We start from the raw sequence: 23,105 nt of genomic DNA, 5'->3' as shown, positions 1-23,105 counted from the left end.
GCAAGCCCATGGCATCTTTTGAATGGTTTGTCAGCCTGCGTTATCTGCGGGCCAAGCGCAAGCAGAAATTCATCTCCCTGATCACCATCATCTCCATTCTTGGGGTGGCTGTGGGCGTATTGGCCCTGATTGTGGTGCTCTCTGTCTACACCGGGTTTACCGAGGGACTGCGCGACCAGATCATCGGGGTCAACGCCCATGCTCTGGTGCAGCGCTACGGTACAACAATCACCGACACGGATACCGTTCGAGCCGAAGTGGAATCAGTCCAAGGCGTGGAGGCAACCACGCCTTATATCTACGGCCAGGCCTTGATCAGCTCCAGAGCCAACTCTTCAGGGATCGTGCTCAGAGGCATTGATGCGGCCTCGGCCATGCGGGTGATTAACATCGGCAACAAAATGCTTGCCGGCAAACTGCTTGACCTGGACACTCCCCAGGAGGTTCCGGGGATTGTTTTGGGCCGTGATATGGCGACCCAGCTGCAGGTCTGGGTGGGAAATAAAATTCGACTGATCTCACCCAATGGCCCCCTTTCGCCCATGGGAGTTCTGCCCAAGGTCCGTACCTGCCAGGTGGTGGGTATCTTTGAAACCGGTATGTTTGAATACGACTCCACCATGGGCTATGTTTCTCTGGCAACCGCCCGCAGCCTCACCGACCTGCGTCAGGGTGTGCACGGCATTGAGGTCAAAGTCAGCAAGATAGATCAGGCGGGACCGATTGCCCGCGCTGTCCAGCAGGCCCTGGGAAGCGACTACACGGTACGCGACTGGATGCAGCTCAACCGTAACCTCTTTGCCGGGCTCAAGTTGGAAAAGATGGGGTTGTTCATAGCCCTTGATCTCATCATTCTGGTGGCAGCACTCAATATCATCAGCGCCCTGATCATGGTGGTGATGGAAAAAACCCGCGATATCGCCATCCTCAAATCCATGGGGGCCACCACCCGCTCAATCATGCGCATCTTTTTCTACCAAGGCATGGTGATCGGTATTTGTGGTACCATCCTGGGCGTTGCCGGAGGACTGGGGCTCTGCGGCCTGCTTTCCCGCTATAAGATCATCGAGCTGCCTCCCAACGTCTACCCCATGTCCACCATGCCGATCAAAGTCGTGCCCTTTGATGTAAGCCTGATTGCGATTTCAGCGATTCTCATCACCCTCCTGGCCACCTTGTACCCTTCATGGAAGGCCTCAAAAGTCCGTCCGGCGGAGGCACTCAGCTATGAATAACCCTCTGCTTGCAGCGCAGGACCTGACCAAGAGCTACCGCAGCGGCAGCGCCTCCATCTCGGTGCTCAAGTCGGTGGAGCTCACCATAGAACCCGGCGAGATGACCGCCATTGTCGGGGCCTCCGGTTCCGGCAAGACCACCCTGCTGCAGATCCTTGGCACCCTGGATATGCCTGATGCAGGCAAGCTCATTTTCCAGGGCCAGGAGTTGACCGGTCGTTCGGAACCGGCACTCGCCGAGCATCGCAACCGTAACATTGGTTTTATTTTTCAGTTTCACCACCTGCTGCCTGAATTCACCGCCCTGGAAAATGTGATGATGCCGGGCCTGATCAACGGTGGTTCCCGCACAAAAATCCAGAAAAAGGCAAAGGCGCTTCTTTCCCAGGTGGGCTTGGAGCAGCGAATGGAGCACCGCAGTGGGGAACTCTCCGGTGGCGAGCAGCAGCGGGTTGCGCTGGCAAGGGCCCTGGTGATGGATCCCGCCCTGCTCCTGGCTGATGAGCCCACCGGTAACCTGGACTCGGTCAGCGGTCAACGGGTCTTTGATCTGTTCAAAGAACTCAGCGCCAGCCTGAACCTCTCGGTGGTGATGGTCACCCACAATATGGAACTGGCCGGAGCCATGGATCGCTGTCTCACTCTGGCGGATGGACAGTTGCAGTAAGCAGCGTGTGCGTAAGGGTTCGCTTTCCTTGCGCAGATGTCCCTTGTTTTCCCTTTCCTCTCCCTTTCCAGACAGTGCCAACAGATACGCTCCATGCCCCTTTTAATCGACGATCCCACCTGTACAGAACTCCTGGAGAAAACCGATCGACTCTCCGCATTTGAGCGCGCAGTTCTCCAACTCCTGGCCGTAGCCGACGAGCCCTTGACCGGTCCGAAAATCCTTGAGCTCTGCAAAGAATCGGGACTGCTCCTGGCCTTTGAGAAACAAACGCTTTCAGTCGCCTCCCTGTCAGTGCTCTTGCGTGGCTTAAAACAAGAAGGACTGCTCGGCAGTGGCTATCAGGTCAACGAGTATATTGTCGAAGTCATGGTGCGCCAGGTCTTTGCCGATACCACAACCACTCTGGAGCCCCCTGCCCCGGCAAAAAAGAAAAAACGGGTGGACAGCCGCAGCCGCACGCGGGCACGACGAACACCAAAGGAATCGCTGTCCCTTCCTCTGGGGCAAGCTTTGGCGCAGGCGGTGCGAACCCTCCTCCCCGTGCCCGGTTCCTTCTCGGCCATTGCTAAAAATCAGATCACTGCAGCCTGTTCGCGCAAGGTCCGGGAGTTGCGTCTGGCTCTGGTTGACTCGAAAGATGCACAAATCGACACTCTGGCGCAGGACCTTCTGGATCACTGCCTGCCCATTCCTGAACCCGACGGTCCCTATCTCGACCCGGTCGTTCGCATGGTCAACACCCCTTTTGATCCCACCTGGATCACATCGCTCTCTCCCCACAGTCAGGGAATCATTTTTCAGCGTCTCTTTGCCTATGCCTACTACAATCAGGAAAATGACAGCCAGGCCCTCCAACTGGCCCTGAAGCTTACGCCCCATGACCAGTTGAAAGGAAGCGTGCGCGAGGAGTTGCTCTTTCACCTGCTCATACGCCTGCTGCTGACCGGACAACTGGATCAGGTCGAAAGCATTCTTGCCGCAAACCAGCAAGAACCTGTAGCCGACTGGAACATGGGAATCCGGGGATGGCTCTCCCTGCTCCAGGGCCAGGTGGCAAAGGCCATTGAGCTCTACGAGGCAGACCTGAAAACGTATCGTCGTCTCTATAAAAAACGAAACCAGTTTTTTTGTAACATTACCGGCCCTTATTTTATCTATGCCCTGCTCATTGAGGGAAGTCCGGCAAGCCTGAATAGCGCCGCAAGCCTGCTCAATCTGGTCGAACAACAGCTGCCCCCCTACAAATTCCCTCCCGTCTATGCGGCCCTTCGGGCCATGCTTGCAAACCTGACAGGAACGCCGCCCGAAACAGCCTGCCGTCCCCTGCCACCACTGAGCAGCAGGCTGATGTACGCCAATGGTCCTGCAGGGCCCCTGTTTGTGGCCATGGCACTCTTTTGCATCAAGGGAAAACTCACCCGCAAACAGATATCCGCTCTGGAGCAGTGTTTGCAGCGTTGTCAGGACTGTGGTGACCACTGGCTCACCTTGGAGTATGCGCAGTTGCTCTCGCGCGCCGACAAACAGACGCCGAAAAGGCAACAGCTGCTCACCTCGCTTGCACAAACAACAGGTATCGTCCCTCTGAGCGGGGCGCTTCAGGTTGAGGAGGACTGGCAGAAAAATCTACGCGCCCTGCACATGGTGGTGGAAAACGCTGTGGCCCACAATAGCCAGGCAAACGGTCTCGCAGAGACGCGGTTGGTTTACCTCGTAGAGTTCAGCCGCTCTGGCGAGCTTAAAACCATATCCCCGCTGGAACAAAAAAGAACGGTCAAGGGAACCTGGAGCAAAGGCCGGGCCATCTCCCTCAAGCGGCTGGCAACAGGTGAAAATCTGAATTCGCTCAGCGAGCACGATCAGCGAATTCGCGTGGCGATTCGTCGCTACAACTCCTATTACAGTGCCTACGGCTATAGCTTTAACATGGACGAGCTTCTCCCGGCACTGGTCGGGCATCCCCTGCTCTTTCTTGCCCAGTCCCCCACCACACCCGTTGAAATAGTTGCAGGCGTTCCCGAGGTGCAAATCGACAATCAGGGAGACAAGCTCTCCATTCGCCTGCACCCCAAAAACCCCTTTGAAGAGCCTCACGTCCTTGTTTGCGAAACCCCGACGCGTTACCGGCTGATCACCTTTAACAAGGCACAGCTGCAGATTGCGCAGATCATCGGTAGCCAGGCCATGATACTCCCCTCTTCAGCAGACAAGCAACTCAACACGATTCTCTCTTCCGTGGCCAATCTGGTGCCTGTTCATTCTACAGTTCCAGGGACAGCATACTCGGTGGAAAACGTGGACACCGACTCCCTGCCCAGAGCACACCTGCTTCCCCATGAAATGGGCCTCCGGCTTGAAATTTTGATACACCCTCTGGGCGAAAAAGGCCCCTGCCTCAAACCGGGGAAAGGGGTGAAAAACCTGATGGCCGATGTTGCGGGAAAACGTTACCAATGCACACGTGCGCTTAAGGAGGAGCAGCAACGGACAGCGGCCTTGCTGCGTCTCCTCCCCAGCCTGGAAAACCTTCTGGAGATAGAAGAGCAGTGGTTTGCCCCAGAAGCCCACGAGGCCCTGCAACTGCTGCAGGATCTCCAGGAGGCCCAGGCAAAAGGTGAGACCCAGGTGGTCTGGCCAGAGGGAGAAAAATTTAAGCTGGGCAAGACACTCACGCTCGGCGACATGCAGATGCGCTTGAACAGCAGGCAATCCTGGTTTGAGATTGACGGTTCGCTCCAGGTCGATGCCGACCACGTTCTTGATATGCGCCAGTTGCTCGCACTCTTAGCCGAAACGCCCCATCGTTTTCTTCATCTGGGAGATGGAGAGTTTGCAGCCATCTCCAGGGAGTTGCGCAAACGTCTGGACGACCTGGCAGCGTTAAGCCAGCGAAAAGGGAAAAAGCTGCAGCTCCACCCTTTGGCTGCCCTGGCCCTGGAAGACCTCACCGAGGATATTGGGCATCTCGAAGTCGATAAGCAGTGGCAACAACGTCTCCGCACCATTGGTGAGGGGATGGCGCTGACACCCCAGCCCCCTTCAACGCTCAAGGCCCAGCTTCGGGACTATCAGCTCGAAGGGTTCCAATGGCTGGCCCGTCTAGCTCATCTTGAGTTTGGCGCCTGCCTGGCCGATGACATGGGCCTGGGAAAAACCCTACAGGCCCTGGCGGTGATCCTCCATAGCGCCCAACAGGGCCCGACCCTGGTGATTGCGCCCACCTCGGTCTGCGGCAACTGGATCATCGAAGCCCAAAAATTTGCCCCCACCCTACGCCCCATAAGCTTTGGTGGTTCTGATCGGGCCGGACAACTCGCTGAGCTTGGCCCCTTTGATCTGATGATTGCCAGTTATGGGCTCTTGCATCAGGAAGCCGATCTTTTATGCCAGGTTGCCTGGCAAACGGTGGTGCTCGACGAGGCCCAGGCCATCAAAAACGCCTCGACTAAACGATCCAAGGCGGCCATGCGCCTCCAGGCAAAATTTCGTCTGATCACCACAGGAACCCCTATTGAAAACCATCTCAGCGAATTCTGGACCTTGTTTCATTTTATCAATCCAGGCCTGCTGGGCTCCAAGGAACGATTCAACAACCGCTTCGCCATCCCCATTGAACGGGAACACGACCGGGAGGCCGGACGACGCCTGAAAAAACTGGTGCGCCCCTTTGTTTTGCGTCGTCTCAAGACGCAGGTGCTTGAAGAGTTGCCGCCCCGGACCGAGGTCACCCTTGAGGTCGAACAGAGCCCGGAGGAGGCCGCCTTTTACGAGGCCCTGCGCCAGAAGGCACTGGAACGAATTGAGGCGGAACAGACAGAAAACGGTAATGCGCCGATACGAATCCTTGCCGAAATAACCCGCCTTCGCCAAGCCTGTTGCCACCCGAAACTGGTGACGCCGGAATCGAAACTCAGTGGCGGGAAGTTACAGATCTTGGGTTCGGTGCTCAGTGAACTGTTGGAAAACGGACACAAGGCCCTGGTGTTCAGTCAATTCGTCGGCCATCTCAACCTGATTCGCGAGCACCTGGAGACCCTCTCCATCAGCTACTGTTATCTTGATGGGGCAACGCCCGCCAAAAAGCGACAACAGGAGGTGGAGAGATTTCAGGCGGGCAAGACAGATGTTTTCCTCATCAGCCTTAAGGCGGGGGGGCTGGGGCTCAACCTCACCGCGGCGGATTACGTCATCCACATGGATCCCTGGTGGAATCCCGCGGTGGAAGACCAGGCATCGGATCGGGCCCACCGCATGGGCCAGCAACGACCGGTCACGGTCTACCGCCTCATTACCAAGCACACCATTGAAGAAAAAATTGTTCGCCTCCACGCGGAAAAACGCGACCTGGCCGATTCGCTTCTCAAGGAAACCGACACCGGCACCACGCTCTCCGCCGATGAGCTTCTACGCCTGATTCGGGATGCCTGATCCTCCTTTCCCAGGGACGAACACCTTCCTGTTTACAGGGGGGAGCCAGTTCCACTCCGCTCCTATGAAGCAGAACGGGGACATCACAAAAAAACCTCCTCCCGAAGCGGTATCCGGGAGGAGGTCATCATTGCAATCAGTGGCGCGAAGCACACTCTGGAAGGTTCGCCTTAGAGCTGGACTTCCTTGCCGTTCAGCAGCAATTTACCGTCTTTGATCTCGGCAACATGTTGGGCCTGCTCTCCCTGCTCAACAAAAATCCCGGTCTGCATGCCGCCGGTCATCGGTTGAAAAAGCTCTGGCTTACCGGCCAACAGCGCTTTGGGCAGGCTGCAGTGTGATTGCAGGCTAAAGATGTCAAAGGCCAAGGTCGGATCTTGGGAAAGCGGCATAAACTGGGCAAGGGTCATATCCTTCTTGAGGCCCACACTGATGTCGCCGGTGACCTTTCCCTGGGGCAGGGTAAAATGGAGGTCGGACACTTGCAGCTCCAGTCCCTTGGCCATCATTTTTTCCGCTGGGCCCAGCAGCTGCATCCCGATCGTCTTCATCTCTTTCTCCAGAGCCTTTTCAACCTCTTTGGGATCCTGTCCATTCGCCCCCAGACTGGTCAGTGCCCTGTTAAAGGCTTGCATGTACATGACCAGCAACTCTTCATAGGCAGAGGCATTGATGTTATTCAATGCCAGGCCAACAAAGGCATTGTCGATTTTTTCCCCACCCGCATCAATACTGTCTGTGGAATACTCCATCTTGGTCGAAAACCGGTCGTTCTCCTTGCTGTAGTCGGAAACATAGTTGAACTTGAAGTTGGCGAAAGAAAATGGTTTATTGCCATCCTTTATCCATCCACCTTCAGCGACCATGGTGCCAAAGCCATTCCAAAGGTATATTGACTCCATCCTCATATCAGCTTGTAGGCTCACCCCCTCCAGGGCCGCCTGGTCATCCACGCCCATTCCATCCCAGGATCCCTCATAGGTAAAATGCTTCAGTTCTTTGTCGACATTCATCACGACATGGGCCGGTTTGATTTGCAGGGTTTTCCCTGCGACATCAAGGGAAAAAGGGTCCAGCTTGGTGGTGATTGCACTGTTACCCATGAGCGAATACTGGGTGGTGATGTGGAGAGGGTCCTTCCCGGCAAGTTTCGTTTTCACGAACTCCGCATATTTGGGATTGTTCATCAGGGTTGTTTCGGCGACCACACCGGTCAGCCCGTGCTTCACCGTATCGTGAAACAAAATCTCCTGGGTGCCGTAGAGGGAGGAGAGCGGCCCCAGATTGTACTTCCAATCGACCTCCGATGAGCTATAGCTCCGGTCATAGCGAACGATTTCCAAAGAAGCCCCGAGGGTGGCTTCCTTGTACATGGTATTGCACTTCTCGGTCAGCGCGCGAAGCTGCTTCTCAGCGATCATACCGCTGACATAGGGAGCACTGATCCCGGCGGCAAGAAGAAGAACGACAACCACACTTACAAATTTTTTCATACGACTCCTTCGGACAAATGTCCTTTTTATTGAGAGGGAAGTAAGGATAAAGGCACTTCGACCTGAGCAAAGCAAATCGCTCCAGAACTTCATGACGATCTCGGGATACACCTCGACCGTTATTTTGAGCATGGGATGCATCCTGCACCTGCATGCAGAGTGCCCCCCTCTCCTGTAGCAGAATTAACCTCGGCTCTGCAAGCAGAGAGTGGGTCCATCAGGTATAAAATTATACTGTTAAATCAAAGACAAAAAGCAAAAAGACGAGATAATATCTTCGCGCCCCTGCTCTCTTCCCGTCAAACGCGTTGTCCTGCAATGGCTCCCCTTTTCCTCAGGCATGATCCCCAAGCCCCCTTTTGGCCTTGTCCCTCTTGGCAAGCTGTCCTACTTTGTTAAGCACCCTTTTCAATACTAACGGAGGAACATCCATGCATCGCCTTCACAAAAGTTGGCTTCCTTTGACACTCATCCTGCTCCTCGGTCTCGCGTCATGGGCCCAGGCCCAGGCTCCGCCTACCGAAACACAAGTCCCAGGGTATTACCGCCTGCAACTCGGTGATTTTGAAGTCACCGCCCTCTATGACGGTGCGGTCCAAATCGACACGAAACTCCTGCACAACATTAACCAGCCTGAGCTGCTCTCTCTCCTGCAGGCAAAATTTGTCTCACATCCCAAGATGCAGACCGCGGTCAACGGCTATCTGATCAACACAGGCGACCACCTGGTCCTGATCGATACCGGAGCCTCCACACTTTTTGGACCACAGCTTGGCTTTATTCAGCAGAACCTCAAGGCAAGCGGTTATCGCCTGGTGGATGTGGATACCGTCATCCTCACCCACATGCATGCCGATCATCTCGGCGGCCTTGTCAATGAGGACGAAGAGCCGTTATACCCTCAGGCACACGTCTTTGTCGCTGAGCAGGAGGGAGCCTACTGGCTCTCCGAGCAGACAGCAGCCGAGGCCCCCAAAAACAGACAACAGGCCTTTGCCGTTGCGCGTGAGGCCTCAGCCCCCTACCGCCAACAGAATAGGTGGCACACCTTCAGTAACAACTCTGAGATTGTTCCCGGCATCCGCAGTGTCGCTGCCAATGGGCATACCCCTGGCCACACCGCCTTTTCCATACAATCCAAGGGCCAAACTCTCTATATCTGGGGGGATGTTGTCCATGCCCATGCTGTTCAGTTTGCCCGCCCCGAGGTCTCCATTGATTTTGATGTCAATCAACCCCAGGCAGTGGCCACGCGTAAAACCCTGTTACACCAACTGGCGGCGAGCGGTGATCTGGTTGGAGGAATGCACCTCCCCTTCCCCGGGCTCGGTCATGTTCGTGCAGATGGCCAGGGTAAATATGCCTGGGTTCCAATCGAATTCTCGCTTATACTAGATAAGATACCCGATTGATAGAGCCCCCAGCAGATAGACTCCCTCTCTTGAGGGTGTTTTGAATAATTAGATTTTTCAATCAAGGTCAAGGATTGCTGATAATTTTACCGCAGGCATATTGGTGATATTCCGAGGATAAAATTTTCAGCATGACGCAGAGATTGGCAGAAAAAGCAATTATTCAAGATGCCCTAGAGGGAGTCACTGGGGAGAGCCCCTTTGCCCCAGTACCTTGTACGAGCATGAGACGTAAAAATATTCCTGTTTCCCAACGCATTGTCCTCCTCCCACTTATCCTGATCACCGTTTTTGTAATTATCGGGGTCGTCTTCATTGACCTCTATTTCGGCCAGGTTGCCCTGAAACGATACGAAAAAGAACTCATACATCTTGCCCGAAGTGGGGCGCAGATGGTCAGTTTTTTACCGAACCAGAAGGACACCCTCGAAAGCTTTGATCACCTTGCCGACTCCTTTACGGAACAGGGACGCTTTCGAGTAACCATTATCAACCATGCGGGAACAGTCCTCGGCGACTCCCAACTTTCCCTCCAAGAGGTCAAAGAAATTGAAAATCACGGAGAGCGTCCCGAAATCCTGCAGGCGAAAGAATCGGGTATCGGCATTTCCCGTCGGTTCAGTACAACCCTCCGTATTGATTTGCTCTACGTTGCAGCTCGCTGCAGCACGCCCTCGTTCAAAGGCTATTTCCGTGTGGCCCTGCCCCTGGTCGACCTGCACCAGGAACGCCAACAGCAGCGACTGCTTTTAGGGGGCATTGGCCTCCTTTCCTTGCTCATTGCCACCTCGTTGAGCATGCTCATATCCCGACACCTGCTGTACCTGGTCCGACAGGGAAAAATGGAGCTTGAACAGCGGGTAATAAGCCGGACCAAAGAAATCGGTATCCTCCAGAACCTGGGAACTCAGCTCAGTGCCTGTAACTCCAAGGAAGAGGCTCTCCAGGCCATAGAAATCGTAACGACCATTCTCTTACCCCGTTTTACCGGGACACTGGCTCTCTTCCGCTCCTCCAAAGACAAGCTGGAAATAGCCACAACCTGGAATGGACAGTGGAAGGGAGAGGCGAGTTATAGCCCGGATCAATGCTGGGCATTACGGATAGGCCAAGCCCATATGGGCGATGTGGACCATGGGACGATGCGTTGCAGCCACTCGCCCCAGAAGGAGGAGCAACTCTTCTGTGTACCCTTGATCGCGCAGGGCGTCACACTTGGTGTCCTCCATTTCGCAGGCCCCAGAGTGGTGGAATGGACCTCGGAGGAAAAGCAGCTTGCAGCAGCTATTGCTGAGCATGCAAGCCTGACCCTTTCCAACCTTGCGCTCCGGGAAAGCCTACGTCAGCAGGCCATTCGCGACCCGCTGACAGGGCTTTACAACCGTCGATACCTGCAGGAGACGCTGAACAATGAGCTGCATCGGGCTTCCCGACGAAAACAGGAACTCGGCCTCCTGATGATCGATCTCGACCACTTCAAAAAATTCAACGACGAACACGGTCATGAAGTGGAGGATTATATTCTCAGTGAGTTTGGCCGGTTGGTACGCCTGGCCATTCGCGGGGAGGATATTGCCTGTCGTTACGGCGGAGAAGAGTTCACACTTGTACTGCCTGAAGCAGAGAGGGAAGGCTCATTGGCCGTTGCCGAAAAGATTGCAACGATGATCCGCGAACACAATTTTCTTGTGAATAACCGCTCATGCGGTCCCATAACGGTTTCCATCGGTGTCGCCCTCTTCCCCTGCCACGGCATGACGGCGGAAGAACTCTTCAAACAGGCCGATGACGCGCTGTACCAGGCCAAAAGGGAGGGAAGAAATCGTGTGGTCCTGGCCGGAGGGGCAGATTGAGCCAGTGGGCGAGGATATTGACTGGTTTTACCTGGATCATTTTACAGGAAGGAGCATGCGCAAGCCCCTAGAAACAGAGAAGCCGCTTCCCGGAGAGGAAGCGGCTTGTCACTGCGATCAATGTCAAATTTTGGTTTATCCGATATACTCAAGGGCAATCTTGAGCATGCGCCGTACCGGCTCGGCCGCTCCCCAGAGCAGCTGATCGCCAACGGAGAAGGCGCTGAGATACTCAGGCCCAATGTTCATCTTACGCAGACGGCCTACAGGAATATCCAGGGTTCCGGTAACCCGGGCCGGGGTCAACTCTTTGAGGGTCTCTTCCTTGGTGTTGGCCACCAGCTGCACCCACTGATTATGCTCACCGATGGCCTGCTCGATCTCAGAGAGCGGAATATCCTTTTTGAGCTTAACAGTGAAGGCCTGACTGTGACAGCGCATGGAACCTATCCGCACACAGCATCCATCAATCGGAATCGTCCCTGGAGCCAGCCCTAAAATTTTGTTGGTCTCGGTGACGCCCTTCCACTCCTCGCGGGTCTGGCCGTTATCCATGGGAGAGTCGATCCAGGGGATGAGACTTCCGGCCAGGGGGGCTCCAAAATTCGCCGTGGGAAAGGCGGGATTGCGCAGGGTATCAATGACGTTGCGATCCAGGTTCAAAATGGTGGTTGCCGGATCATCCAAGTAATCCTGGGCGTTCTCCCCCACCAACCGCATCTGCTCGACCAGCTCGCGCATATTTTTGGCACCGGCACCTGAGGCAGCCTGATAGGTCTGACTGGTGATCCACTCAACCCAACCCTTTGCAAACAAACCGCCCAAACCCATCATCATCAGAGAGACCGTGCAATTGCCGCCGATGTATTTTTTGATGCCCTTGGCAAGTCCCTGATCAATAACATTGCGGTTGACCGGATCAAGGACAATAATCGAATCCTCATCCAGACGCAGCTTGGAGGCTGCATCGATCCAGTAGCCCGCCCAGTTTTTGGCCAGCAACTGAGGGTGTACCTCGGCGGTGTAGCCGCCGCCCTGACAGGAGACGATGATATCCATCTCACTTAGCAGGGCCACATTGCGGGCATCCAGCAACTCGTACACGGTCCCGTTGACCTCCGGCCCCGCCTGCCCGGCCTGGGAGGTGGAGAAGAAACTGGGCTCATAGCCTTGAAAATCTCCTTCCTGTCGCATCCGCTCCATCAACACAGAGCCGACCATACCGCGCCAGCCGATAATACCTACTTTTTTCATAGCTTCCTTCCGCGTATATTCAAAAGAGTAATGCCTGCCTCACTGCAGGCGGAAATGACTTTTGATCTCATCGGCGATGACCGGAGCCACACTGTATATCTGCAGCAGGTCATCGCTCTGGGTACCTGGATAGGTATCCGCACCGATGATGCAACCAATGCCCTTTTCGATAAACCGCTCACGCGCGTTGCCCGCCAAAACCAGGTGCGTTGCCATGACCATCACCCCGACAGCGCCCGCCTGATAGCAGCGATCAACGGTCTGCAGCATGGACCCGCCGGTACGGATCATATCATCACAAATGATGGCGGTTCGTCCCCGCACAGCCCCTGAGAGCTGGCCGACAATGGTTTTATCCACATCGTAGCGGTCTTTATTGGCCGCCGTATGCGGGCAGTCCAACAGCCCGGCTAAACGTGCCACGCGTTTGGAGAAACCGTAGTCAGGGGAGACCAGCACAATGTTTTCCAGCTGCAGATCTTTAATTTTCTCGGCAGCCAGTCGCTCGGTCCAGAGGTGGTTGGTATGCACCTCGCCACTATGGGCGTGGAGCACCGCCTCGGAGTGCAGGTCGATAAAATTCACATAATCGGGCCGAGCCCTAAAAATCTGCCGGGTCCGGGTGATCCCTTTGGGAATCTCACCGGATCCCGGTTTAGCCCGTTCCATGGTGGAGTATCCCAGATAGGGAATAATCACGTTGACAGACAGGGCATTCCAGTAGCGGGCCCCGGTAATCAGATCGATCAACTCCTGGTGGCCGCTGTCATCTGCGGTGGAGCCGAGAATCACCAGATCGCACCCGGCAATGTCCTGGGGGAAGGCATGGTAGATCTCACCATCGGCAAAGGTGCGGGTAATCATTTCGGTTACCGGCACGTCCAGTTCACTGGAGACCTTCTGGGCCAAGTCAGTCGTCGAGCTGGTTGCAAGTAAAACGATATTCTTTCTTCGTGGCATTCCCTTCCCTCCCTTTGCGCGAAAACCGGTTCTTCAATGAACAAAGAACCGGTTTTCATTTATGGTAATGACAATGAGCATTCCCTCCGCCCCTTGTCACGCAGGTTAGTTGGCCAGAATTTCGCTGACGATCGCATCTCCCATGCCGCTGGTGGAAACCGGAGTCACCCCGGGGGTGGCGATGTCGCTGGTCATGATGTTTTTCTCAAGGATTGCGGAAACAGCCGCCTCAATGGCCTCGGCCGCTTCGGCCAGGCCCAGGCTGTATTTGAGCATCATGGCGGCAGAGAGGATCTGGGCGATGGGATTGGCAATCCCCTGGCCTGCAATATCCGGAGCGGAACCACCGGCAGGCTCAAACAGGCCGAGTTTGGAGGCATTCAGGCTGGCCGAGGCAAGCATGCCCATGGAACCGGTAAGCATGGCGGCCTCATCAGAGATGATATCGCCAAACATATTGCCGCAGAGCAGTACATCAAACTGATGCGGATCTTTCACCAGCTGCATGGTGGCATTGTCGATATAGATATGATCCAGCTCCACATCCGGATAGTCCTTGGCGACCTCTTTGACGACCTCGCGCCAGAAAACCATGCAGGTGAGAACGTTGGCCTTATCCACCGAGGTCACCTTTTTATTGCGGACGCGCGCAGCCTCAAAGGCCATGCGGGCGATACGTTCGATTTCAGAGCGCTTGTAAATTTTGGTATCCCAGGCGGTCTCGTCCGGGCCGCTGCCCTCGCGCCCTTTAGGCTGACCAAAATAGATCCCGGAGGTCAGCTCGCGGACAACGAGCACGTCGAAGCCATCACCCACGATATCTGCGCGCAACGGACAGGCGGCAGCCAGGGCTTTGAAAACCTTAGCCGGGCGCAGGTTGCAGAAGAGATCAAAGTGTTTCCGCAGCGGCAAAAGCGCTGCCCGCTCCGGCTGCTGCTCCGGAGGCAGGCTCTCCCATTTGGGGCCGCCGACCGAACCAAACAAAATGGCTTCGCTCGCTTCGCAGACCTTCAGAGTCGACTCGGGCAAGGCCTCGCCATGGTTATCAATGGCGGCACCGCCGACATCGGCGCTGGTGTACTCCAGGGTAAAACCAAACTTCTGCTGAACAGCGTCCAGTACTTTGATGGCCTCGGCCATTACCTCGGGGCCGATACCATCACCGGCCAAAACTGCAATCTTGTGTGCCATGTCTATCCTCGTGGGAAAACAAAATATGTATTAGGGACAGGCGGAAGAAGCAAGATGATTTCACTGTTCTTCCGTCATTATCATCAATCAAACAAAAAACAGAAAGTAAAAAAACTCATGTGCCGTCAACTCGGCCAATCTCGGCCAAAAGCCGTGGTGCCTTTGAAAAGGGAAGACGAAGATGATGCTCGGCACGCACCTGCCATCCCCCATCGCTCAGGCTCTCTATTCCTGCCAGGGGGGCTTCGTTGGCAAGCATGAGAAGAACACGCGTTTCCGGTGTCACCAAGGGGCCAATTAACGGCAAAAAGTTCGTTGGCTCAGCAACCGCCCGGCTGGTTATATGGGTAAAGCGTCCCTGCCATTGGCTGCTGTGGGCTTCGATTCGATCCTGTACAACCTCAATATGCTCAAGCCCAAGGGTGCGAATCACGTGGCGGAGAAAGCTTACCCGCTTCTGCCGCGGCTCGACCAGAGTAAAGCGAACGGCAGGCAAGGCGCAGGCAAGGACCAATCCGGGAAAACCGGCCCCGGTCCCCACATCCAGCAGGTGTGCCCCTGGCTGGTTCAGTAGAGGCACCAGGGTGAGTGAATCAAGAAAATGGTTCTCGATGATCTGGGGCTCCGGGGTCTCTCTGGCGATGAGATTCACCCGTCGACGCCATTTGCACAGCTCTTTAAAATAGGCGGAGAGCTTTTCCTGTGCCTCCTCTTCCAGCTGCAGGCCAAGTGTTCGCGCTCCGCGTATGAGCAGCTCTTGATTATCCCTTGCCAAGTCGAATCGCAACCGAGTTGCCGTGAGCGGTGAGGCCTTCCAGCTCAGCCAAACGCTGAATGTGCTCGCCATCGGCTTGCAGGGCCGCCCGGGTGTAGGAGATGATCGAACTCTTTTTCAAAAAGGTTTCAACGCCCAGGGCGGAAGAGATACGTGCGGTGCCCATGGTCGGCAGCACGTGGTTGGGTCCGGCCACATAATCACCGGAAGCCTCCGGGGTCCAGGGACCAAGGAAGATGGCACCAGCATGGCGGATTTTCGGTAACCACTGCCAGGGCTCGACAATCTGCAGTTCCAGATGCTCAATGGCGATCTCGTTGGCCAGCTCAATGGCCTGATCAAGATCCTGGGCCAAAAGAATCAAACCACGATCCTGCAATGAGGTGCGGGCGATATCCACCCGGGGCAGTTTCGGCAGCTGCTCGGCAAGCTCTGCCTTGATGCCATCCACAAGCGCTGTGCTGGTGGTGATGACGATGGCCAGGGCCTGGGGATCATGTTCCGCCTGGGCCAGCATATCCGCGGCGACAAAGGCGGGGACCGCACTCTCATCCGCCACAATCAGAACCTCGCTGGGACCGGCAATCATGTCGATACGTACCCGGCCCATGACCTGGCGTTTTGCCTCGGCCACAAACTGATTACCCGGACCAACGATCACATCCACAGGCGCAATGGACTCGGTGCCATAGGCAAGAGCACCAATAGCCCAAGCGGAGCCGACCTTGTAGACCTCATCAATGCCGATCTCGCGCGCTGCTGCCAGCAGCACCGGGCTCACCTTTCCTTCCGGGTTGGGTGGGGTTACCATCACCCGTTTGGATACGCCTGCAATCTGGGCGGGGATGCCATTCATCAAGACCGATGAAACCAGAGGCGTTGAACCCTCCTTGCCACCGGGCACGTAGAGGCCAGCGCTGTCCACCGGGCGAACCAGGCGACCGGTGATGGTGCCGTCATCGCGGGTCATCATCCAAGAATCTTCGAGCTCACGCTCATGAAAACGACGGATGCGGTCTGCTGCCAGCTTGAGGGTGGTGCGAAAATCCTCATCCACCTCAGCTTCGGCCTGATCAAACTCTTCCGGGCTGACGCGCAGATGCTCAAGGCGCATCTTGGGACAGTCAAAACGCTGGCAGTAGTCCACCAGGGCTGCATCCCCCTCTTTTTGTACCCGGGTAAGAATCTCTGTGACTGTTTTGCTGCAGGTATCGTCGGATTCCTCGGCAAAACGATTGCGCAGGCTCACGCGGCACTGCTCCCCCTCAGGGGTATTGATTATTCTTGTCTTTACATCCATCGTTCAATCTACCTCATGACTAACAAACACCGAAAATCGGTTTGAAAAAGCAGTTTTTTTATCACGAAAACAGGGGGGATGTCAATCTACCTTCGGGAAAATCCGGGAAAAACCTGAAGCAGAGAGCAATCAGCCACCATGGCGATGGAACCAGCGCTCCACCTCCTGGGTAGTAAAGGATTTGATGACCGGACGGCCGTGGGGACAGTGGGAGAAAACCGCGCTTGTCTCCATTTCGGCAAGGAGGGTCAACATTTCCTGGGGTTGCAGTCGATTCCCGGCCTTGATTGCTGCCTTGCAAGCCATGGAGGCGAGCAAATCATCCACCACCTGAGGCAGGGGACGAGCCGCCTCTGCCCCACGCAGACCACGCAATCCATCCAGGACTTCCCGCAAGAGGATTTTGGGATCTTCCTGACGAATCAACGCAGGGACCGCCTTGATCACAAAGGTGCTATCGCCAAAGTACTCCGCCTGCAATCCCAGACTCGCCACGGTTTCTTCGTGTGCTTCCATGGTGTCCATCTGGGCGGGAGTCAGCTCGACCGTGGCCGGAAACATCAGGCTCTGCCGGGGAATACGTGTCGCCTGATAGCCCGCAAGCAATTGCGTGTAAAGGATCCGTTCATGGGCTGCATGCTGGTCAATGACGATGAGCTCACCGTCTTTTTCACAAAGCAGGTACAGCTGAAAGAGTTGACCGATGAGCTGAAGCCCTGTGAAAACGGGTGTATTCTCCACTGGTTCATCGCTCTCCGACGTAACTGGCAGCTCGGGGGGCGGCTCCTCTTTTGGCTCGATGGGGACCACCCTCGGAGGCGGATCCATAGGCGGCGATGTATGAGCTGCCCCCTGTCGGGGCTCTGGTTCAGCCGTTTTCAGCGACGGAGTACGTTGCGGGCTCAACAGCTGGGGGGCAACCGGCGTCTGCGTTGGACTGGTGGGAAGCACGGGTTGTGCGCTTGGCTGCTTTTCCGGAGACTGCGCGGGAGGAGGAGCGCTAGAGGAAGAGGTAAAGAGCGAGGAGCGCAGCCTTTCCTGATGGGTCTCCAGGGCCTTGCGGACAGTGGCAGCAATAAAGCGATGCACCGTCTCGCTCTTGCGAAAACGAATCTCACGTTTGGAGGGATGCACATTCACATCCACCTGATCCGGGCCGATGGTGAGCAGCAATGCACCAGCGGCCTGGTATCCTTTCATCAAAAAGCCCTGCATTCCCTCGCTGACCGCGTGGCGAATCATCCCGTCCTGGACCGGGCGATCGTTCACGAGAATACGCAAACGCGCCGAGGAGGCGGGGGCGGTTTCCGGCAGGAGAAGGTACCCCGCAAGAGCAATCTCATCCGGGCCGGAAACCTGCGCCTCCAGAGGCAGCAGTTTCCCTGGGTATTTAAAAACCTCGCGCACCCGCCGCTCCAAATCGGAGCCGGGCTGGTATTCGAGACTTACCCGGCTTTCATTATAGAGGGTGAATCCCACATGGGGATGTGCCAGAGCCTGATTTTTGATCACCTCTTCAATGTGGTGCATCTCGGTTCGGGCGGATTTGAGAAATTTTTTCCGCGCCGGCATGTTACCAAAGAGATGACGGATCTCGATCACCGTGCCCCGGCTGCAACCGTGCTCATGCACAGTCTGGAGATTACCGTAGCGGATCTCCGCCCGGGTGCCCAACTCCTGGTGCGCCGGACGGGAGGCAATGGTCATCCAGGAGACCGAGCCAATACTGGGAATGGCCTCCCCGCGAAAGCCCAAAGTGGCTATGGCGGCCAGCTGCGATTCGTCCTTAATTTTGGAGGTGGCGTGCCGCTCGAGGGAGAGCAACACGTCATCCCCGTCCATGCCCTCACCGTTATCGGTGATGCGTAACAGGCGGGAACCACTCCCCTCGACATAGACATCGATGCGGTCGGCACCGGCGTCCAGGCTGTTTTCTACGAGTTCCTTGACCACCGAGGCAGGACGCTCCACCACCTCACCAGCGGCGATCTGGTTGGCCAGTTGTTCGGAAAGAATGCGTATTCGAGACACGATCAGTTGGAGGGGTTGGGGTTTAGCGGTGCTGAAATCGACAATTCATGGTAACAACAAAAAGAGAAACACTCTTACCCCGCAACCCTACAGCGTCTTTGACCACTTGTCCACCACCGCATGAGCCAATCCGGAGCAACAGCCACATCCTCTTCCAAAAGAAGCAAGGTACTCAATCAGCACCACCTGACTAAATTACTGCTGGCAGTTGCCGGAACGCTGACCCTCTGTATAGGGATCGTCCTCACCTGGTTTTCCAGCCTGCCCGATATCCGTTCCATCAATGATTACCACCCTCGAGTGGCGACTGTCATCCTGGACCGAACCTATAAGCCCATCAGTGCCATTGGCCGGGAGTTTCGCATTCTCATTCCTTTTGAAGAGATGCCTTCACTGTTACCCAAGGCCTTTGTTGCCGCGGAAGATAGCCGTTTCTGGGAGCATGATGGCCTTGATCTCTGGTCAATCGCCCGGGCCGCTTTTAACAATATGCGTTCGGGCCGCCGCAGCCAGGGGGGCTCGACCATTACCCAACAAGTCACCCGAGCCCTGCTCCTGACCCGGGAAAAGAGCTATACCCGTAAACTGGCCGAGGCGGTTCTCTCACACCGGCTTGAACGCATGCTCAGTAAAGAGGAAATACTCACTATTTACCTCAATGAAATCTACCTGGGTGAAGGCGCCTATGGGGTAGAGGCTGCGGCCAGAACCTACTTTGGCAAACATGCCCGCGACTTAAGCTTAGGCGAGATTGCCCTGCTTGCCGGCCTGCCCCAATCACCTTCCAACTACTCTCCCCTGCGTCACCCCAAGGCTGCCCAGGCAAGGCAACGCTACGTGCTCAACCGCATGGCTGAAGACAGGATCATCACAGATACCAGTGCCCGCCTGGCGTATGACCAGGGGCTGCAATTGGCTGGCAACTGGCGTAAGGCAACCAATGGCTACTTTGGCCTCTATGTCCGTCAGTTATTGCGCGAACAGTACACAGAAAAAGATCTCTTTCAAAAAGGGCTGAGCGTGGCCACAACGATTGATTCCCGGCTTCAGGAAATTGCTGCCAAGGCAGTCCAGGCAGGAGTCACCCGTATTGGCATGCGCCACCTGGATACACCGCCCCCCCAGGGGGCATTGGTAGCCCTTAACTCGCACAACGGCCATATTCTTGCCATGATCGGCGGAGCGGATTTCACGGAAAATCAGTTCAACCGGGCAGTCAAGGCCAACCGCCAACCCGGTTCCGCCTTTAAACCGGTGGTCTATGCTGCGGCCCTGGAAAAGGGGGTGGATCCCGCCACCCGCTTCAACGATGCCCCCATCTCGCTCAAAAGCGGACGAAAGCGTCCCTGGCGCCCCCACAACTTCATGAACCATTACCGTGGGCCCATGCCCCTTGGTGAGGCGCTGGTGCGTTCAAGCAATGTGGTTGCCGTCCGCCTCCTCCAGCAAATTGGAGTGGATAGTGCCGCCCATATAGCTAAAAAACTGGGGATCACAGCACCGCTGGCGGGCAATTTAACCCTGGCCCTGGGGGCCTCGCCGGTCTCACTGCTGGAGTTGACCTCTGCCTACACCTGCTTTGCCAATCAGGGAATTTATCCGCCACCTGTGGCTATTACCCGGGTCCGTGAACAGGACGGCACCATTAAAATCTGGCCGCGAGCGCCTGCGCATCGGGTGGTTTCCTCCTATACTGCGGCCTGGATGCAGGAAGCCATGCGTCAGGTCGTGGAGCGGGGTACCGGCAAAAACGCGTCCGGGGTTCCCGGGGCCACCGGCAAAACCGGGACCACGGACAACAATATCGACGCTTGGTTTGTCGGCTCAGCCAGGGGACTCACCGCCGGGGTCTGGTTTGGTCACGATCGGGATACCACCCTGGGAAAAGGGGAAACCGGCGGCAAAGCCGCTGCCCCGGCCTGGAAACATTTCATGCAACTTATTTCAAACTGAGTACTCTCCCATGCATATAAGTCAACAGTTCCAGCGCTGGTACAGTGGTCCTCCTCAAATAAAACTGGAGTATGCACGGCAACTTTGCAAGATTGTGCAAGAAAACCTCTGGCTTGATGGCAAACTGCACGATAAGCTTCTAGGCCTCAAAAAAAGCTGTGAGCAACTCAGTCTGCAGATGGAGCGAATGGAGATGGGGAAGCTCTGTTCCGCCTGCGCAACACGACCAGATGGCGGGTGTTGCAGCGCCTACATGGCCGATAACACCGACAGCATTCAGATTCTTATTAACCTGCTTTTAGAAAAAGATATCTCGCTCCGTGATCCTGTCGACAGTGAATGCTGTTTCCTCGGCCCCCAAGGTTGCCGCTTTATGGCCAAACCTATTTTCTGCCTCAACTATAACTGCACCCATATTATGAAACGAACTGATCCCCAAACCATGAAGACACTGGAACAGCACGCGGCTGCAGTGCTTGGACAGCAAACAGCCATTGAATCCTGGCTTCTTGACCGCCTGCAACATCTCCCCTTACAAACGATTTAATTCGCCATGCAAGTCTTTACGCTCCTTCCCACCCCCTTGGGAACATTTACCCTGGCAGGTGATGCAAATGCCATCAGCGCAATCATTTTGCCCACCAGTAGCAAGGACACTGGCCTGACAGAGGAGGCCAAGGTTTCATGCGGCAGCCACCCCTTGCTGGCTGAAGCGGGAAAACAGCTCAATGCCTACCTCACTGGGCGATTGCACGTCTTTGATCTGCCTCTGGCTCCGGCCGGCACTGTATTTCAGCAGCAGGTATGGCAGGAACTGCTCGCGATTCCCTATGGCCAGACACGCACCTACGGCGAGTTGGCCATTCGTCTGGGCGGTGTGGGCAAAGCCAGAGCAGTCGGAGGCGCAGCCCATGTCAACCCCATCGCCATTGTCATCCCCTGTCATCGGCTCATTGGTACAGGCGGTAAACTCACGGGCTTTGGTGGCGGTCTACCCATGAAACAGACCCTCTTAGATCTGGAACAGGGAAACGGCTCACTGCTTGCTCCTCTGCCCAATCAATAAGGCTGCAAGCAAAGGAGAAAATTCCTCGAGAATTTTTCTCAAAAATAGGCTAGATAGAGGGGAAACGTGTTCCAGGAGGTAGTTACACATGGTCGATATCATCATAGGCTCCATTGAGCCTGTCACCCCGCAAAAGCAACCTAAAACCCCGGAAGGCAAGCCGGTAGAAGCGGAGTTACTTCACATACGAGAACCCCGGCAGCGAGTCATAGGCCCTGCAGGCGAAGAGCGAAGGCGACAGCCTCGGCAGGATCCGCAACGAGGCCGAGTTTTAACCCTGCTCATTCCCGATGCCACCTCCCTGCCCAAGGATCTGGATATCAGTAAGTACAAGGTCCTCCTTCGCTTTATGAAAAAATAGCCGAGACTATGAGGCCCAGCCAGGAAAGTCGAACAGAAAATATTATTTTCAATCCTCCCTGTTCAGTCGTCACACTCCGCCACGGAATCAGGTTCAAGTCCCCAAGTTCACCTCTTGGTTAATCTTTTTGACTCCCTGGTGATTATCCTCCCCCTTATTTTCGATTTGAAATTGAAAGGGATACGGGGCCTGTATTTCCCTGTTGACGGGGAGCACTGTTGATTCTGCCTCTTGCAGGTTGGTAAAATCACTCAACAACGGGTCGGCGTTTTTCAACGTTTTTCGGATATTTACCGGCCCTGCCCATAACACATACTGTTCGTTATATTCCGACTCCGCGGCCGCCGACTGAGGTGGCATCAAAAGGTCTCCGGTCCAATGGTCGACGGCGAGAACTTCAAGTGAAGTCTTCGCTTTAAGGATCTCGTTGTTGGCCAGTAACCAATCAATACGGGTATACACGGTTCCAAATACATCAACCGTGATATACACATCAACTTCCGCCTCGGATGGCGGGACAATGTAAACACCTTTGAGAAAAAGGTAGGTCTGCATCAAGGCGGAGAGATATTGCAGGTCATTCGAGGTGATTTCCTCGGAGTTGTGATACGCGCCCATACCTTCGTATGCAACTCCGGCTTGAATGGTTGTCGCGCCGCCTTCCTGTTGGCTCTTTTTAAGAACGGGGGCATTCAATAGGGTTTCCGAGGTCTGTGATCCTGTAGTGGTGGTCGTTCCGGTTGTCGAAGAGGAGGATGAGGAGCTCGAATACCGAGGGTAAACTGAGGTCTCTGTAACAGGGGCAGTCTGAATATAATCCCCTCGCAGCTGCGAGATAATAGAAAACCGACCACCGGCGAGGTTACCGGCCCCGGTATCGCCGATGGCGTTCACAAACAGATTGACCTTCTTGCCTTTGATGGTCGTGAGATCGATCTTTTTGATGGCTGCTCTCGTTGCGGCAGCAACCAGTTCCTGTTCAACGGCAAACCGCTTGCCTCCACCATGACCGGGAATTCCGGTCGAGGCTCCACACCCACTCAAGAGAGGCAAAGCAACTGCCAGGACACACAAGAGACGAAAAAATGCAGTTACAGTGGTCACACACATATCCATTGATATT

General features: G+C 55.4%; 17 protein-coding genes. 9 read left to right on the top strand and 8 right to left on the bottom strand.

All coding sequences use genetic code 11. The features are described 5' to 3' along the window. Window positions 1-8: 8 nt before the first annotated feature. The 3 genes from JWJ90_RS15400 to JWJ90_RS15390 all read left to right on the top strand — a co-directional run bounded on the left by JWJ90_RS15400 (window position 9) and on the right by JWJ90_RS15390 (window position 6,333). The gene (locus tag JWJ90_RS15400) at window positions 9-1,235 is read left to right on the top strand and encodes a lipoprotein-releasing ABC transporter permease subunit (protein WP_205228114.1); all 1,227 of its coding nucleotides are present in this window, start codon (window positions 9-11) and stop codon (window positions 1,233-1,235) included. Continuing rightward, complete coding sequence (locus JWJ90_RS15395) at window positions 1,228-1,902, top strand: ABC transporter ATP-binding protein (RefSeq protein ID WP_205228113.1); 675 nt, start codon at window positions 1,228-1,230, stop codon at window positions 1,900-1,902. The genes JWJ90_RS15400 and JWJ90_RS15395 overlap by 8 nt, the downstream gene beginning before the upstream one ends. Before the next feature lie 93 nt (window positions 1,903-1,995). Next, entirely contained in the window at window positions 1,996-6,333 is a 4,338-nt protein-coding gene (locus tag JWJ90_RS15390) for a DEAD/DEAH box helicase (protein ID WP_205228112.1), read from the top strand. Window positions 6,334-6,503: 170 nt separating this feature from the next. On the opposite strand, the gene JWJ90_RS15385 is transcribed toward JWJ90_RS15390, so the two are convergent. Then, entirely contained in the window at window positions 6,504-7,826 is a 1,323-nt protein-coding gene (locus tag JWJ90_RS15385; RefSeq protein ID WP_205228111.1) for a DUF945 family protein, read from the bottom strand. Window positions 7,827-8,257: 431 nt separating this feature from the next. Here JWJ90_RS15385 and JWJ90_RS15380 point away from each other — a divergent pair, with 431 nt between their 5' ends. Then, the gene (locus JWJ90_RS15380; protein WP_205228110.1) at window positions 8,258-9,238 is read left to right on the top strand and encodes an MBL fold metallo-hydrolase; all 981 of its coding nucleotides are present in this window, start codon (window positions 8,258-8,260) and stop codon (window positions 9,236-9,238) included. A gap of 224 nt (window positions 9,239-9,462) precedes the next feature. After that, the gene (locus tag JWJ90_RS15375; RefSeq protein WP_205228109.1) at window positions 9,463-11,091 is read left to right on the top strand and encodes a sensor domain-containing diguanylate cyclase; all 1,629 of its coding nucleotides are present in this window, start codon (window positions 9,463-9,465) and stop codon (window positions 11,089-11,091) included. Window positions 11,092-11,226: 135 nt separating this feature from the next. On the opposite strand, the gene asd is transcribed toward JWJ90_RS15375, so the two are convergent. From asd to mutL, 6 genes are all read right to left on the bottom strand, one after another. Beyond that, entirely contained in the window at window positions 11,227-12,345 is a 1,119-nt protein-coding gene (gene asd, locus JWJ90_RS15370) for an aspartate-semialdehyde dehydrogenase (protein WP_205228108.1), read from the bottom strand. A 39-nt stretch (window positions 12,346-12,384) separates the two neighbouring features. Then, window positions 12,385-13,305: a ribose-phosphate diphosphokinase gene (prs, locus tag JWJ90_RS15365; RefSeq protein WP_205228107.1), complete on the bottom strand. Its 921-nt coding sequence runs from the start codon at window positions 13,303-13,305 to the stop codon at window positions 12,385-12,387. Window positions 13,306-13,410: 105 nt separating this feature from the next. Then, the gene (gene leuB / locus JWJ90_RS15360; RefSeq protein WP_205228106.1) at window positions 13,411-14,496 is read right to left on the bottom strand and encodes a 3-isopropylmalate dehydrogenase; all 1,086 of its coding nucleotides are present in this window, start codon (window positions 14,494-14,496) and stop codon (window positions 13,411-13,413) included. 115 nt (window positions 14,497-14,611) lie between these two features. Next, window positions 14,612-15,271 carry a 16S rRNA (guanine(527)-N(7))-methyltransferase RsmG gene (gene rsmG, locus JWJ90_RS15355; RefSeq protein WP_205228105.1) on the bottom strand — a complete coding sequence of 220 codons (660 nt, stop codon included), beginning with the start codon at window positions 15,269-15,271 and terminating at the stop codon, window positions 14,612-14,614. Beyond that, window positions 15,258-16,571, bottom strand: a complete 1,314-nt coding sequence (hisD, locus tag JWJ90_RS15350) for a histidinol dehydrogenase (RefSeq protein ID WP_205228104.1) — start codon at window positions 16,569-16,571, stop codon at window positions 15,258-15,260. Before hisD ends, rsmG begins: the two co-directional genes overlap by 14 nt. A gap of 129 nt (window positions 16,572-16,700) precedes the next feature. Continuing rightward, window positions 16,701-18,602, bottom strand: a complete 1,902-nt coding sequence (mutL, locus tag JWJ90_RS15345; RefSeq protein WP_205228103.1) for a DNA mismatch repair endonuclease MutL — start codon at window positions 18,600-18,602, stop codon at window positions 16,701-16,703. A gap of 120 nt (window positions 18,603-18,722) precedes the next feature. On the opposite strand from mutL, the gene JWJ90_RS15340 reads away from it, so the two are divergent. The 4 genes from JWJ90_RS15340 to JWJ90_RS15325 all read left to right on the top strand — a co-directional run bounded on the left by JWJ90_RS15340 (window position 18,723) and on the right by JWJ90_RS15325 (window position 21,982). Further along, window positions 18,723-20,555: a penicillin-binding protein 1A gene (locus JWJ90_RS15340; protein WP_205228102.1), complete on the top strand. Its 1,833-nt coding sequence runs from the start codon at window positions 18,723-18,725 to the stop codon at window positions 20,553-20,555. A 10-nt stretch (window positions 20,556-20,565) separates the two neighbouring features. Continuing rightward, window positions 20,566-21,102, top strand: coding sequence for an F-BAR domain-containing protein (locus JWJ90_RS15335; RefSeq protein WP_205228101.1), 537 nt, complete (start codon window positions 20,566-20,568; stop codon window positions 21,100-21,102). Between the two features lie 6 nt (window positions 21,103-21,108). Continuing rightward, window positions 21,109-21,621 (top strand): methylated-DNA--[protein]-cysteine S-methyltransferase, encoded by a 513-nt coding sequence (locus JWJ90_RS15330; protein WP_205228100.1) that lies wholly within the window; start codon window positions 21,109-21,111, stop codon window positions 21,619-21,621. 88 nt (window positions 21,622-21,709) lie between these two features. Further along, window positions 21,710-21,982, top strand: coding sequence for a hypothetical protein (locus tag JWJ90_RS15325; RefSeq protein ID WP_205228099.1), 273 nt, complete (start codon window positions 21,710-21,712; stop codon window positions 21,980-21,982). Between the two features lie 93 nt (window positions 21,983-22,075). On the opposite strand, the gene JWJ90_RS15320 is transcribed toward JWJ90_RS15325, so the two are convergent. After that, window positions 22,076-23,086, bottom strand: coding sequence for a hypothetical protein (locus tag JWJ90_RS15320; protein ID WP_205228098.1), 1,011 nt, complete (start codon window positions 23,084-23,086; stop codon window positions 22,076-22,078). Between the last annotated feature and the right edge of the window lie 19 nt (window positions 23,087-23,105).

Origin of the sequence: Desulfobulbus rhabdoformis, from assembly GCF_016919065.1 — a bacterium.
Taxonomy (GTDB): Bacteria; Desulfobacterota; Desulfobulbia; order Desulfobulbales; family Desulfobulbaceae; genus Desulfobulbus; species Desulfobulbus rhabdoformis.
The sequence above is the reverse complement of the archived record's forward strand: the minus strand, read 5'-3'. Positions and strand labels throughout refer to the sequence as shown.

Excerpts from the sequence above, each read along its gene's own strand:
- JWJ90_RS15325 (WP_205228099.1), top strand. The coding sequence starts at position 21,710 with ATGGTCGATATCATCATAGGCTCCATTGAGCCTGTCACCCCGCAAAAG.
- JWJ90_RS15375 (WP_205228109.1), top strand. The coding sequence starts at position 9,463 with ATGAGACGTAAAAATATTCCTGTTTCCCAACGCATTGTCCTCCTCCCA.
- prs (WP_205228107.1), bottom strand. The coding sequence starts at position 13,305 with ATGCCACGAAGAAAGAATATCGTTTTACTTGCAACCAGCTCGACGACT.
- JWJ90_RS15390 (WP_205228112.1), top strand. The coding sequence starts at position 1,996 with ATGCCCCTTTTAATCGACGATCCCACCTGTACAGAACTCCTGGAGAAA.
- asd (WP_205228108.1), bottom strand. The coding sequence starts at position 12,345 with ATGAAAAAAGTAGGTATTATCGGCTGGCGCGGTATGGTCGGCTCTGTG.
- JWJ90_RS15380 (WP_205228110.1), top strand. The coding sequence starts at position 8,258 with ATGCATCGCCTTCACAAAAGTTGGCTTCCTTTGACACTCATCCTGCTC.
- leuB (WP_205228106.1), bottom strand. The coding sequence starts at position 14,496 with ATGGCACACAAGATTGCAGTTTTGGCCGGTGATGGTATCGGCCCCGAG.
- hisD (WP_205228104.1), bottom strand. The coding sequence starts at position 16,571 with ATGGATGTAAAGACAAGAATAATCAATACCCCTGAGGGGGAGCAGTGC.
- JWJ90_RS15385 (WP_205228111.1), bottom strand. The coding sequence starts at position 7,826 with ATGAAAAAATTTGTAAGTGTGGTTGTCGTTCTTCTTCTTGCCGCCGGG.
- JWJ90_RS15340 (WP_205228102.1), top strand. The coding sequence starts at position 18,723 with ATGAGCCAATCCGGAGCAACAGCCACATCCTCTTCCAAAAGAAGCAAG.
- JWJ90_RS15330 (WP_205228100.1), top strand. The coding sequence starts at position 21,109 with ATGCAAGTCTTTACGCTCCTTCCCACCCCCTTGGGAACATTTACCCTG.
- JWJ90_RS15400 (WP_205228114.1), top strand. The coding sequence starts at position 9 with ATGGCATCTTTTGAATGGTTTGTCAGCCTGCGTTATCTGCGGGCCAAG.
- JWJ90_RS15335 (WP_205228101.1), top strand. The coding sequence starts at position 20,566 with ATGCATATAAGTCAACAGTTCCAGCGCTGGTACAGTGGTCCTCCTCAA.
- JWJ90_RS15395 (WP_205228113.1), top strand. The coding sequence starts at position 1,228 with ATGAATAACCCTCTGCTTGCAGCGCAGGACCTGACCAAGAGCTACCGC.